Below are 12,210 nucleotides of genomic sequence, written 5' to 3'. Positions count from 1 at the left end.
GGCTAGCGCAGCCCGTCCTCGCCGCGCACCTCGGCGGCGGTGAGGCCCCCGAGGCGGGCGTGCAGCCGGCCGCGGGAGGCGAACGCGAAGGCGATGACGACCTCGTCCGGGCGGGGCGCGTCGCCGAAGCCGATCGAGATCGTGTCGTAGTTCGAGCGCACGTACAGCGCGTCCTTGTGGGCCAGGGGAATGTCGATGACCGCCCCGGCCGCGCCGACCTTGCCGGTCGAGGGCACCCACGACTTCCCGCCGCCCACCGCCTCTCGCACCGGGTCCGCGAACACCTGGGTGAGGAACGCGTTGCCGTGCTCGTATTCGCCGAGCGTCCCGACGACGCACGCCTTGCCGTAGCTCTGGATCGGCTCGCCGCCGGCGGCTTCGACGGCACGGCGGCCGACTTCGCGCCCCAGTTCGTCCGACTTGGCGACGATGTCGCTCAGGTCCTCGCTGAAGCGACCGGCGTAGGGGTTGTGCACGGCCGCGGCCACGACGATGCGGCGCACCGCCGAGCCGTCGGCGGCCTGCCCGGTTTCGTTGGCGAGCACGTCTTCGACGTGGGTGAACCACTTCCGGACGTGGTAGGGCCCGAAGTTCGCGGCTGGCATGGGGGTGGACCTCCTGGTCACGGGTAGAGGGGTTCGAGTTCGACCGGCTCGCTGGGTGCGTTGTGCTCGCCGAGGATGCGCCGGCCTTCTTCGTCGTCGGTGACGGTTTCGGCGAAGAGCTCGAACCGGTTGCCGTCGGGGTCTTCGAAGTAGAGGCCGATCCCGACCTTGTGGTCGGTCGTCTTGACCACCTTGACGTCCTTGGCGAGCAGCATTCCGTACAACCGGCGCAGATCGTCGACGTCGCCCGCGATCTCCAGGCCGTAGTGCTGCAGACCCAGGCCACCCTGCTGCGCGCCCTCCTCGGCGCGGATGAGCGCGAGGTCGTGATGCTTGCGGCCGAAGGAGAGGAAGACCCACTGGGGGCCCCGGGCGGTGACTTCCAGGCCGAGCACGTCGGCGTACCACGCCGCCGACGCCTCGGGGTCGCGCACGAACAGGGACAGGTGGGTGCGGACGACCACGGGTTTGACCATGGGATTCTCCTTCAGTGGGTGGCGGCGGGTGCGTCGGCGGCGACGGCCGGGGTCCAGGCCACGTCGGTGATCTCGGGGAACTCCCGCCACTCCTTGGCGAAGGTGCGGCCGCCGTCGGTGGAGCGGAACAGGTGGCCGTACTTGGTGCCGGCGAAGACGAGGTCCGGGTCGCCCGCATGGGTGCCGAACGCCCAGACCGTCGAGTTGGCCGGGGTGTCGAAGGTGGACTCCCGCCAGGTCTGCGCGAGGTCGTCGGAGCGGAAGACGCGGGTCTGGGTGCCCGGTGTGCCGTCGCCGATGCCGAGCAGCACCGAGTTGCTGCCGGGAATGCGGGCGACCAGGCGGGTGTAGTAGATGCCCCACGTCGACTTCGTGCCGGTGCGGGTCCAGGTCGCGCCGTCGTCCTGGCTGACGAAGACGGCGTTGACGACGAGGCAGAGGATCGTCTTGGGCGGCCCGTCGAGCACGACGACGCAGTGGATGTCCGACGGCGCGACGCCGTCGGGGCTGTCGACGCGGTCCCAGGTGTCACCGCGGTCGCGGGTGAGCCAGAGGCCGCCTTCCTCGACGCCGAACCAGGCGGACTTGCCGTCGACGTGGTCGAAGACGGCGGTGAGGATCCGCGGCTTGCTGACCCCGGCGCAGCGTTCCGGCAGTTCGGGGGAGAGCCGGTCCCAGGTGCCCCCGCCGTCGGTGGTGCGGTACATGACGGCGCGGGCCGGTGCCCCGGTGCCGACCAGCATGCTGTCGGGATCGTTCGGGTCGATCGCGATCGACCACACCTGCGTGTCGTTGAACGGCGAGTCGACGCGCGTCCAGCGGGTGCCGCCGTCGTCGCTGCGGCCGAGCCCGACCTCGGCGCCGGCGAAGATCACTTCGGGCCGTTCGGGGTGGACGGCCAGCGCGCGCACCACGGAGTCGAACTCGAGTCCCTGGTCGAGGGGGATGCGGTTCCAGGTCGTGCCGTCGTCGTTGCTGCGCAACACACCCTGTCCCGCGGTGGCGACCAGAATGGTTCCCTGCATCGATGAGCTCCTTTCGGAAGAGGGGTCAGAGGAAGATGCCCCGGGTGAGGCCGCCGTCGATGCCGAGCGATTCGCCGGTGATCCCGCCGGTGGCGGGCGAGGCGAAGAAGCAGATCGCGTCGGCGACCTCGTCGGCGGTGAGCACCCGCCTGATGGGCGTGCGGTCGATGAAGTTCTGCTCGACCTGGGCGGCGGTGATGCCCTGGGCGGCGGCGTTGCGGGCGTACAGCTCGTGGATGTGCTCGGTTTCCACGACGCCGGGGTGCAGCGTGTTGATCGTGATGCCGTCCGGGCCGAGCTGGTCCGACAGCACCTTGGTCATGTGCACGATCGCGAGGTTGCGCATCCCCGAAAGGGCGTGGCTCGACCGGCCGGTGAGCCCGCCGATGTTCACGATCCGTCCGTAGCCGTGCGCGCGCATCAGGGGCACGACCGCTTTGACGCACCGGAAGTAGCCCACGACCTTGGTGTTCAGGTCGGCGAGCAGGGCTTCGGGGTCGGCGCTCGCGACGTCGTCGCGGACCAGCCCGGCAGGCGCGGCGGCGCCGTTGACGAGGATCGAGACCTGGCCGACCTCCGCGGCCCGTTCGGCGAGCGCCAGCACCGACTCCGTGTCGGTGGTGTCGGCGGCGACGGCCACGACCTTGCCGCCGAGTTCGGCCATGATCTCGTCCGCGGCCGCCTGGAGGACGGGCAGGCGGCGCGCGGCGATGACGACCGTCGCGCCGCGCTTCACCAGCGCGCGGGTGACGGCTTTTCCGATGCCCAGGCCGCCACCGGTCACGATGGCGACCTGGCCGTCCAGTTCCGTTGTGCTCATGAGAGGTTCACCCAGACGCTCTTGGTTTCGGTGTACTGCTCGAGCACACCGCGGCCCATTTCCCGGCCCCAGCCGGACTGTTTGTAGCCACCGAACGGCGATGCCGGGTCGGTGAGGTTGTAGCAGTTGATCCACACGGTGCCCGCCTTGATCGCGGCGGCGATCCGGTGGGCCTGGGTCAGGTCGTTCGTCCACAATCCGGCGGCCAGGCCGTACGGCGTGTCGTTGGCCTTGCCGATCAGGTCGTCGACGTCGGTCCAGCGCATGGCCACGAGGACCGGACCGAAGATCTCTTCCTGGACCACGCGCATGGCGTGCGTGGTTTCGGTGAGCACGGTCGGCTCGAGGAAGTGGCCGCCCACGTAGGCGTCGTCGAGGCCCGCCGGGCGCGAGCCACCGGTTTCGAGGGTGGCGCCTTCGTCCACTCCGGACTCCACATAGGACTTGACGGTGTCCAGCTGCCGGGCCGACACGAGCGGGCCCATCTGGCTGGCCGGGTCCTGCCCGGGGCCGACGACGATCCGGTTCGCCTCATCGACGAGCGCCGACATCACGTCGTCGTAGACGGCGGAGTGGACGTACAGGCGGGAACCCGCGGTGCAGGTCTGGCCCTGGTTGAAGAAGATCGCGTCGGCCGCCGCGGCCGCGACCGCCTTCGGGTCCGCGTCCGGCAGGACGATGTGCGGGGACTTGCCGCCCAGTTCCAGGGAGACCTTCTTCATGTTGCCGGTGGCGGCGATCGTGACCAGGCGGCCGACTTCGGTCGAGCCGGTGAAGGCGACCTTGTCGACGCCGGGGTGGGCCGCGATCGCGGCACCGACGACACTGCCTTCTCCGGTCAAGACGTTGAGCACCCCGGGCGGGAAACCGGCCTCCGCGACGAGTTCGGCGAGCCGCAGCGTGGACAGCGACGTCTCTTCCGCCGGCTTGAGCACCACCGCGTTGCCCATCGCCAGCGCCGGGGCCAGTTTCCAGGACGCCATCGACATCGGGAAGTTCCACGGCACGATCGCGCCCACGACACCGATCGGCTCGTGCACGGTGTAGTTCAGGATCCGCCGTCCACCGCGGGGTGACAGCGGGATGGTCGAGCCCTCGAACTTGCTGGGCCAGCCGGAGAAGTAGCGGAAGAGCTTCGCCGTGGTGGCGACGTCGACCGCGCGGGCGACCGAGACCGGCTTGCCGTTGTCCAGGGATTCGATGAGCGCCAGTTCGTCGGCGTGCTCCTCGACGAGGTCGGCCAGCCGGTGCAGCAGCTCGCCGCGCTGGAGCGGGGTGAGATCGCGCCAGGCGGGATCGGCAAGCGCCGCTCGGGCCGCCGCGACGGCGACTTCGACGTCTCCGGGACCGCCGCGGGCCAGGGTGGCGAGGGGTTTTCCGGTGGCGGGGTCGGTGGAAACGAGCCGTTGCCCGGTTTCGCCCGGCCGCCATCGGCCGCCGATGAACAGGCCGTGTTCGCGGGCCAGGAAGGAAGTCACTGCCGGGGGAATGTCCACTGTGGTCATAGCGCCATTTCGATCAGGTGCGGGCCGCCGGAGGCGACGGCGTCGGTGAAGGTGCGGCGCAGCTCGCCGGCGCGGGTTGCGCGGACGGCCGGTACGCCGAAGGCGGTGGCCAGCGCGACCCAGTCCACGCGCGGCTCGGCCAGGCTGGTCAACGCCTTGGCCTGCGGCCCGAAGTCGTCGTTGCCGTGGCGGCCGAGTTCGGTGCGCAGCACCTGGTAGGTGTGGTTGGCCGCGACCAGCACGACGACGTTCGCCCGCTCCCGGCTCATCGTCCACAGTGCCTGCGCGGTGTACAGGCCGCTGCCGTCGGACTGCAGCGCGACCACCGGCCGGTCGGGTGCCGCGATGGCCGCGCCCAGCGCGCAGGGCAGGCCCTGCCCGATGGCGCCGCCGGTGTTGGTCAGGATGGTGTGGGCGGCGGCCGAAGCGGACGCGGTGGAGAACGGGTAGCCGCTCGTCCCGCCTTCGACGGACACGATGGCGTGGTCGGGCAGGCAGTTCGCCACGACGCGGCCGATGGTGTGGCCGGACAACGGTTCGTCCGGGCCGGGCGGCTCGAAGGCCGCGGCCGGCGCGGCCGGGGCGTCGGCGCCCAGCAGGTCGGCGAGCGCGAGCAACGCCTCTTCGGCGTCCTCGTGCGGCCGCGCCAGCCGGACCAGCGTGCCCGGCGCGGTCAGCACGCTCGGGACGCCTTCGTAACCGAAGTACGCGATGGGGTCCTCGGCTCCCGCGACGATCACGGCCGCGGCCTCCCGCAACACCGCCGCGGCCGTTTCCGGGAAGTAGGGGAGCCGGTCGATGGCCGGCAGGCCGCCACCGCGTTCCGCGCGGGCCGGGAACGTCTCGCTGTACAGCGAAAGCCCGGTTTTCGCGGCGATGCGGCCGGCTGCCTCTTGTCCTTCACGGCTCAAGGCGTTCCCGCCGAGCAGCAGCACGGCCCGCGAGCCGGCGGCCCGCAGCCGCGCCGCGGCGTTCTCGACGGTGGCCTCGCCGACGGAGGCACGTGACGGTGCCGACGCGGGCTTCGCGGGCTCCTCCGGCAGAGCCTGCTGCTGGTGATCGGCCGGCACGATCACCGTCGAGACACCCAGCAGCCGGTGGGCGTCGTCGATCGCCGTCCGGGTCGCCTCGCCGACGCTCGCGCGGTCGGTCACGGTGTGGACCGTTCCCACCGTCGCGGCCAGGGCGGCGATGTCCGAGGTCAGCGGGGCGTCGTAGGGCAGGTGCCAGCTCGTGTGGTCGCCGACGATGTTGACGACCGGCGTGTTCGCCCGGCGCGCGTTGTGCAGGTTCGCGAGGCCGTTCGCCAGGCCGGGGCCCAGGTGCAGCAGCGTCAGCGCGGCCTTTCCGGCGATGCGGGCGTACCCGTCGGCGGCGCCGGTGCAGACGTTCTCCTGCAGCCCGAGCACGGCGCGCACCCCTGGCACCCGGTCCAGCGCGGCGACCAGCGGCATTTCCGTCGTGCCCGGGTTCGCGAAGCACACTTCCGCGCCGGAGTGCGTCGCGGCACGGACGAGCGCTTCGGCTCCGGTGACGTCGTCTGCCACGACTTCTCCCGTTCTATTATCGAACAAGCTGTACGGATATCGGCAAGGGTAGCCGTCAGCGCGGCGATGGGGAAGCCCCGTCGCCGGACGAGATGTGTGGTGACGCAACAAGGCCTCGTGAGTGGTAATTCGGGTTCTAACCCGAATTACCACTCACGAGGCTTGGGGTGACTAGGACTGGGCGGCGGTCTCCGTGGTGAATTCGCCGGACAGGCGCTGCGCCGCCTCGGCGGCCGCCGAGGTGACCAGCTCGGGGATCCGCGGGTCCGAAACGTCGACGCCGAGCTGCACGACGCCGATGCTGGCCGTCGCCCAGTCGGACGTCTTGATCGGGGCCGCGATGCCGACCGCGCCGCTTTGGAGGGCGCCGGTCGTGAGCGCGTACCCGCGGCTGCGCGCGAGTTCGACCTCGGCGCCGTCATCCGCGCTCGCCGGTCGGCCGGCCAGGATGGCGACGCCGTCGGCGCCGACGTCTAGGGGGTGCCGGGCACCTTGCCGCAGGGCGAGGTGGAACAGGCTGCGCGTGGGCTCCTCGGTGAGCAGGATCAGCGCCTGGTCGCCGTCGGCGATGGTCAGCAGGGCGGTGCTGCCGGTGTCCTCGCTGAGCCGGCGCAGGATCGGCAGCACCGTGGCCTGCAGCCGGGGACGCAGTTTGCTGGCGAGCTCGGCGATGCCGATCCCCAGCACGTACCGGGTGTCGATCCGGCCGACGAGACGGTGGGCTTCGAGCGTGCGCAGCAACCGGTAGACGACCGCCCGGGCCGTGGAAAGCGCTTCGGCCAGCTCGGCCGCGGTCAGCCCGTCGCTGTGGCCGGCCAGCAGGCTCAGCACGGTCAGTCCTCGGTCGAGGGTCTGGGAGGTCTCCCCGCTCGGCGAGTTCATCGTGAGGGTCCTCCGTCGGCGGCCGGTTGCTGGTGATGGTTTAGCACAGCGGGCCGGCGGCCCGTGTGATTGACCGGCGCCGACCTCGCTCCTATAGTACGACTATCGAGCAGTAAGGACGGTAATCGAACATGTCCCGACGTTCCGCTGTCGAAGACCTCGCCCGCAGCCTCCCCGTGACCCCCTTCGTGGCCGGCCACTGGCAGCACCCCACGCAGCACACCTTCGACGTCGTCGACCCGGTGACCGAGCGGCCGCTGGTCACGGTGGCCGAGGCGGACGCCGCGACCGTGGACGAGGCCGTCACCGCCGCGCGCGCCGCGCTCGACGGCGGTGCGTGGGCCCGGCTGGACGGCGCCGCGCGTGGCCGGCTGCTGCTCGACTTCGCGCAACGGATCGAGGACCGAGTCGAAGACTTCGCCGATCTCGAGTCCCTCGACGTGGGCAAGCCGGGCATCGAAGGCCGGGTGATCGACCTCCCCCAGGCGGTGGCCACCTTCCGGTACTACGCCGGGTGGGCGGACAAGCTGACCGGCCAGTCGATCCCCACGTCCGGCTACCAGGGCCGGCGCACGCTCAGCTACACCGTCCGGCAGCCCGTCGGCGTCGTCGCGGCGATCACGCCGTGGAACTCGCCGACGATGATCGGTTCCTGGAAGATCGCGCCGGCGCTGGCCGCCGGCTGCGCCGTGGTCCTGAAGCCGCCGGAGGACGCGCCGCTGACGTCCCTCCTCCTGGCGCAGCTGGCCGAGGAAGCGGGCTTCCCGGCCGGGGTGTTCAACGTCGTCCCCGGCCGCGGCGCCACCACCGGCCAGGCGCTCGTCGACCACCCCGGGGTCGACAAGATCTCCTTCACCGGGAGTCCCGAAACCGGCCGGATCGTCGCCGCCGCGGCCGCGAGGACCTTCCGGCCCACGACGCTGGAACTGGGCGGCAAGAGCCCGCAGATCGTCTTCGCCGACGCCGACCTGGAGGCGGCCGCGGCCGGGGTCGCCCTCGGCATATTCGCCAACCAGGGTGAAGTCTGCGCCGCCGGCAGCCGGATCCTGGTCGCCCGGTCCGTCCACGACGAGTTCGTGGACCGCCTCGCCGCGCACGCCGGCAAGCTGGTGCTCGGCGACCCGTTCGACGAGGGCACCACGATGGGCGCGCTGATCAACGCCGAGCAGCGCGAGCGCGTCCTGCGGTACATCGGCATCGGCCGGGCCGAAGGGGCGACGCTGGTCGCCGGCGGCGGGCAGCCGGAGCGCAGCGGCTACTTCGTGGAGCCGACCCTGTTCGCCGACGCGTCACCCGGGATGACCATCGCCCGCGAGGAGATCTTCGGGCCGGTGGGCACGATCATCGCGTTCGACGGCGACGACCAGGCCGTGTCCATCGCCAACGACAGCAGCTACGCGCTCGCCGCGACCTTGTGGACCACCGATCTGAGCCGGGCCCACACCGTGGCGGCGCGGGTCCGGGCCGGGGCCGTCGCGGTCAACGGCTGGTCGCCGCTCGACGCCCGGCTGCCGTGGGGCGGCTCGAAGCTCAGTGGCCTGGGGCGTGAGCTGGGCTGGGCGGGCCTCGAAGCGAACACCGAACTGAAGACGATCACCGTCGTCCTCTGACTTCCTGCCATCCAAGGAAAGGAGTGCCGCATGGGCACCCGCATTCTCGTCACCTACTACAGCGCCACCGGTTCGGTGCACCGCCTGGCCGAGGCCGTCCGGGACGGCGCGGAAGCGGCCGGCGCCGAGGTCCGGTTGCGCCGGGTCGCCGAACTCGCCCCGCCCGAGGCGATCGCCTCGAACCCCGGCTGGGCGCGGCACAAGGCGGAGACCGACGACGAGGTCGAGGTGGCCACGCTCGCCGACCTGGAGTGGGCCGACGGCTACGCGTTCGGCACGCCCACCCGGTACGGTGCCCCGGCCGCGCAGCTGAAGCAGTTCATCGACACCGCGAGCAGCCTGTGGCAGGAGGGAAAGCTCGCCGACAAGCCGGTCACGACGTTCGTCTCCTCGGCCGAGCGGCACGGCGGCCAGGAAGCCACCATCCTGTCCCTCCACAACGTCTTCTACCACTGGGGCAGCGTCATCCTCCCGCTCGGCTACACCGACGACATCGTCTACGCGGCCGGAGGAAACCCCTACGGCACGTCGTGGCCGGCCGGGTTCCCGTCCACCATGCCCGACGACGTCACCCTGGACTGCGCTCGTTACCAGGGCGGCCGCCTCGCCCGCTTCGCCGAGGTCCTGACCGCCGTGCGGTCGGGCGCACCGGCGTGACACCGGTGCCATGACCGTCGAAGTCGACGTCTGGTCGGACCTCCACTGCCCGTGGGCGTACGTCGCCGTCCACCGCCTGCGCCGGGCCCGGGACACCCACGGGCTCGACGTGGTGTTCGTGCCCCGGGCGTGGCCGCTGGAATGGGTCAACCGCCGGGGGACGCCGCGCGACATCGTCACCACGGAGACCGCGGTGCTGGCCGGCCACGAACCGGCGCTGTTCGCCGTCTACACCGGCGAGTCCTGGCCCTCCACCTTCCTGCCCGCGTTCGAGCTCGTCGCCGTCGCCCGGCGGCTGTACGGTGCCCGCGCGGCCGAAGACGTCGACTTCGCGCTGCGGCTGGCGTTCTTCCGCGACGGCGTCGACGTCAGCATCCGGGCCGGGCTGGTCGAAGCGCTGGTGATCGCGAGCGGGTTCAACGCCGACGTGGTCCCGGCGGTGGTCGTGGAGGCCTGGCTGCGCACGAACCCGCGCGCGGACGTCGCCGAGGACTTCCAGGCGAGCGGCGGTCTCCCGATCCAGGGGAGCCCGCAGATCTTCTGGCCGGACGGGTCGACGACCCACAACCCGGGCATGACCGACCACCGCTGGCACGGCGGTCTCGTCCACATCGGACACACTGATCCGGACGAGCCCGAGCGCCTGCTGCTGACCAGGACCGCCGGGAGCCGGAAGTGATCGTCGAAGAGCGCAACTACCTGCTCGTGCCCGGCGGAGCCGGCCGGTACCTCGACGCGTGGTACCGGCTCGGCCGCGGCCCGCAGGTCGCGCACCTCGGTGACCCGCTCGGCGTCCACACCGTCGAAGTCGGCGCCCTGAACACCCTGGTCTACCTCTGGGGCTTCACCGATCAGGCCGACCGGGCGGTCCGGCGGGCCCGGCTCGCCGACGACCCCGGGTTCGCCGCCTTCCGCGGCGAGGTCCGTGCCCTCCTCGTCGCCCAGAGCAACCGCATCCTCGTCCCCGCCACGCCCCCGGAAGGCCGCTCATGACTCCTACCGCCGCCCAGCGCTACCTCGACGAAATGGTCGCGAAACGCGGGTACGTGCTCGACTACCACAAGGTCATGGCGGCCAACGACTTCCCGGTGCTGCAGGCCGCCGACAACCTCGTCGGCGCGGCGTACCTCGCGCAGCGCCGGCTGGACCGCCGGACCAAGGAGCTCCTGTTCGTCCTGAGCCTGACCGTCCTGCGCGCGGACAAGGCGCACATCCAGAGCCACATCCGGGTCGCCCTCGGGCTGGGCGTCGAGCCGCAGGAGATCCTCGAAGCGATCGAGATCGCCCTCCCGGAGGCGGGTGTCGTCGCCTTCCAGCACGGCTTCGACGCGTGGCGCGAAGTGGTGAACGCCGAAGCACTCGAACCGTCCGCCCAGGTGCAGCCCTGAGGGCGACCGTCCATAATCCACCGAACCCGAAGGAGTCCCGGATGCCGAATTGTGTCGAGTTCGTCAAGTTCCGAGTGAAGGAGGGACAGCAACCGGCCTTCCTCGCGCGCCGGCCCGAAGCCATCGCGGCGGTCCGCAGAGCTCATCCGGACCTCATCGGCGCGCCGGTGCTGGCCGAGCACGCCGACGGCACGTGGACCGACGTCTGGATCTACCGGAGCGCCGCGGCCGCCGAGCGCGCCAACGCGGGCGCGGGCGACATCCCGGAGTTCCTCGCGATGGCCGAACTGCTGGAGGACGTCCAGGTCGAGGCTTCGAGCATGCCGGACGAGGTGACCGGCCCGTGAACCACGACGTCGACGTCGTAGTCGTCGGGGCCGGGTTCGCCGGGCTGACCGTCGCGCGGGAACTCGGGTGGATGGGCGCGCGGGTGGCCGTGCTCGAGGGCCGCGACCGGATCGGCGGCCGCACGTGGACCGACACCCGGATGGGCGAGCAGCTCGAGATGGGTGGCGGGTGGATCCACTGGATGCAGGGGCACGTGTGGTCGGAGGTGACCCGGTACAAGCTGCCGATCGCCGAAACAGCGTGGCCGGACACCGCGCACTGGCTGGTGGGCGGCGCCCGGCGCAGCGGCAGCGCGGCCGACCTGATCGAGCGGATGAACGACGGCATGCGCCGGTCCATGGAGGACTGCATGGAGGTGTTCAAACGCCCGTACGAACCGACCGCCGGCGACGGCTGGCGGGACCTCGACCGGCTGTCGATCGCCGACCGGCTCGCCGAGCTCGACCTGGACGACGAGGCCTACGCCCTCTGCGACGCGATGTGGAGCCAGAACTTCAACGCGCCGGCCGCCACCGGGGCGCTCACGCAGGCGTTGCGGTGGGGTGCGGTGAGCAACGGGGACTGGCAGCTGCTGCTGGACATCTGCTCCCACTGGCGGTTCCGCGACGGCACGGTGTCCCTGGCGAACGCGATCAGGGCGGACGTCTCCGGCGACGTCGAGCTCGGTGTCCACGTGGCACGCATCGACGAGCGACCCGACGGCGTCGTGGTGACGACCGCCGACGGGCGCGAGATCGCGGCCAGGGCGTGCGTGGTGACGGCGCCCCTCGGCGTGCTCGGGAGCATCGAGCTCACTTCAGCCCTGCCACGCCCGGCCCAGCAGGTCGTGGCCGACGGGCAGAGTTCGCAGGGGTTCAAGCTGTGGGTGCGGGCGCGGGGAACCGACCGGCCGTTCATCGCGATGGCCCCGAGCGACGAGCCCCTCGCGCTCATCCAGTGGGAGCACGCGTTCGGCGACGGCGGCGAGTTCACCGCGTTCTCCTTCGGCACCGACGCCCGGAAGTTCCCGGTCACCGATCTCGAAACGGTCAACCAGTACGTGCGCAGGCTGGTGCCCGGGATCGAAGTCACCGACTTCGCCAGCCACGACTGGGTCGGGGATCCGTACGCCCGGCAGACCTGGGCGATGCTGCGGCCGAACCAGCTCGAAGGGGTCCAGGCGCTCGCCACGATGCCCGGCCGCGTCACCTTCGCGGGCGCCGACTACGCCCACGGCTGGTGCAGTTTCATCGACGGGGCGATCGAAAGCGCGATGCGCGCGGCGAGGACACTGCGTGAACGTGTCCTGTAACGGCCTGCCGCGGTCAGGAATTCGTCTCATCGCGGCCTGAACGGAAAATATTCGGC

General features: G+C 71.4%; 14 protein-coding genes. 7 read left to right on the top strand and 7 right to left on the bottom strand.

The genetic code is table 11. The annotated features are described in order from the left end of the window. Window positions 1-2: 2 nt before the first annotated feature. The 7 genes from ACWED2_RS12115 to ACWED2_RS12085 all read right to left on the bottom strand — a co-directional run bounded on the left by ACWED2_RS12115 (window position 3) and on the right by ACWED2_RS12085 (window position 6,860). Window positions 3-605 carry an amino acid synthesis family protein gene (locus ACWED2_RS12115; RefSeq protein WP_449690479.1) on the bottom strand — a complete coding sequence of 201 codons (603 nt, stop codon included), beginning with the start codon at window positions 603-605 and terminating at the stop codon, window positions 3-5. Between the two features lie 17 nt (window positions 606-622). Beyond that, window positions 623-1,081 carry a VOC family protein gene (locus ACWED2_RS12110; RefSeq protein WP_449690478.1) on the bottom strand — a complete coding sequence of 153 codons (459 nt, stop codon included), beginning with the start codon at window positions 1,079-1,081 and terminating at the stop codon, window positions 623-625. Window positions 1,082-1,092: 11 nt separating this feature from the next. Next, a complete protein-coding gene (locus ACWED2_RS12105) occupies window positions 1,093-2,106 on the bottom strand; it encodes a WD40/YVTN/BNR-like repeat-containing protein (RefSeq protein ID WP_449690477.1) in 1,014 nt (337 codons plus the stop codon). 25 nt (window positions 2,107-2,131) lie between these two features. Then, window positions 2,132-2,926 (bottom strand): SDR family NAD(P)-dependent oxidoreductase, encoded by a 795-nt coding sequence (locus tag ACWED2_RS12100; protein WP_449690476.1) that lies wholly within the window; start codon window positions 2,924-2,926, stop codon window positions 2,132-2,134. Further along, window positions 2,923-4,404, bottom strand: a complete 1,482-nt coding sequence (locus ACWED2_RS12095; RefSeq protein ID WP_449690475.1) for an aldehyde dehydrogenase family protein — start codon at window positions 4,402-4,404, stop codon at window positions 2,923-2,925. The genes ACWED2_RS12100 and ACWED2_RS12095 overlap by 4 nt, the downstream gene beginning before the upstream one ends. Before the next feature lie 23 nt (window positions 4,405-4,427). Beyond that, window positions 4,428-5,978: an acetolactate synthase large subunit gene (locus ACWED2_RS12090; RefSeq protein WP_449690474.1), complete on the bottom strand. Its 1,551-nt coding sequence runs from the start codon at window positions 5,976-5,978 to the stop codon at window positions 4,428-4,430. Window positions 5,979-6,149: 171 nt separating this feature from the next. After that, window positions 6,150-6,860, bottom strand: a complete 711-nt coding sequence (locus ACWED2_RS12085) for an IclR family transcriptional regulator (RefSeq protein WP_449690473.1) — start codon at window positions 6,858-6,860, stop codon at window positions 6,150-6,152. Window positions 6,861-6,991: 131 nt separating this feature from the next. Here ACWED2_RS12085 and ACWED2_RS12080 point away from each other — a divergent pair, with 131 nt between their 5' ends. From ACWED2_RS12080 to ACWED2_RS12050, 7 genes are read left to right on the top strand one after another with little or no spacing between them, the layout of a single operon-like run. Beyond that, window positions 6,992-8,470, top strand: a complete 1,479-nt coding sequence (locus tag ACWED2_RS12080; protein ID WP_449690472.1) for an aldehyde dehydrogenase family protein — start codon at window positions 6,992-6,994, stop codon at window positions 8,468-8,470. A gap of 30 nt (window positions 8,471-8,500) precedes the next feature. After that, window positions 8,501-9,127 (top strand): NAD(P)H:quinone oxidoreductase, encoded by a 627-nt coding sequence (wrbA, locus tag ACWED2_RS12075; RefSeq protein WP_449690471.1) that lies wholly within the window; start codon window positions 8,501-8,503, stop codon window positions 9,125-9,127. Between the two features lie 10 nt (window positions 9,128-9,137). Continuing rightward, entirely contained in the window at window positions 9,138-9,806 is a 669-nt protein-coding gene (locus ACWED2_RS12070) for a DsbA family oxidoreductase (protein ID WP_449690470.1), read from the top strand. Continuing rightward, complete coding sequence (locus tag ACWED2_RS12065) at window positions 9,803-10,120, top strand: NIPSNAP family protein (RefSeq protein ID WP_449690469.1); 318 nt, start codon at window positions 9,803-9,805, stop codon at window positions 10,118-10,120. Before ACWED2_RS12070 ends, ACWED2_RS12065 begins: the two co-directional genes overlap by 4 nt. Then, the gene (locus tag ACWED2_RS12060; protein ID WP_449690468.1) at window positions 10,117-10,515 is read left to right on the top strand and encodes a carboxymuconolactone decarboxylase family protein; all 399 of its coding nucleotides are present in this window, start codon (window positions 10,117-10,119) and stop codon (window positions 10,513-10,515) included. The genes ACWED2_RS12065 and ACWED2_RS12060 overlap by 4 nt, the downstream gene beginning before the upstream one ends. 41 nt (window positions 10,516-10,556) lie before the next feature. After that, window positions 10,557-10,862, top strand: coding sequence for a hypothetical protein (locus ACWED2_RS12055; protein WP_449690467.1), 306 nt, complete (start codon window positions 10,557-10,559; stop codon window positions 10,860-10,862). After that, window positions 10,859-12,154 (top strand): flavin monoamine oxidase family protein, encoded by a 1,296-nt coding sequence (locus tag ACWED2_RS12050; protein ID WP_449690466.1) that lies wholly within the window; start codon window positions 10,859-10,861, stop codon window positions 12,152-12,154. Before ACWED2_RS12055 ends, ACWED2_RS12050 begins: the two co-directional genes overlap by 4 nt. Window positions 12,155-12,210 lie beyond the last annotated feature (56 nt).

The sequence above is a fragment of the Amycolatopsis sp. NPDC005003 genome (assembly GCF_053600695.1).
Note: the sequence above shows the minus strand (reverse complement) of the source record. Positions and strands in the feature narration are given on the sequence as shown.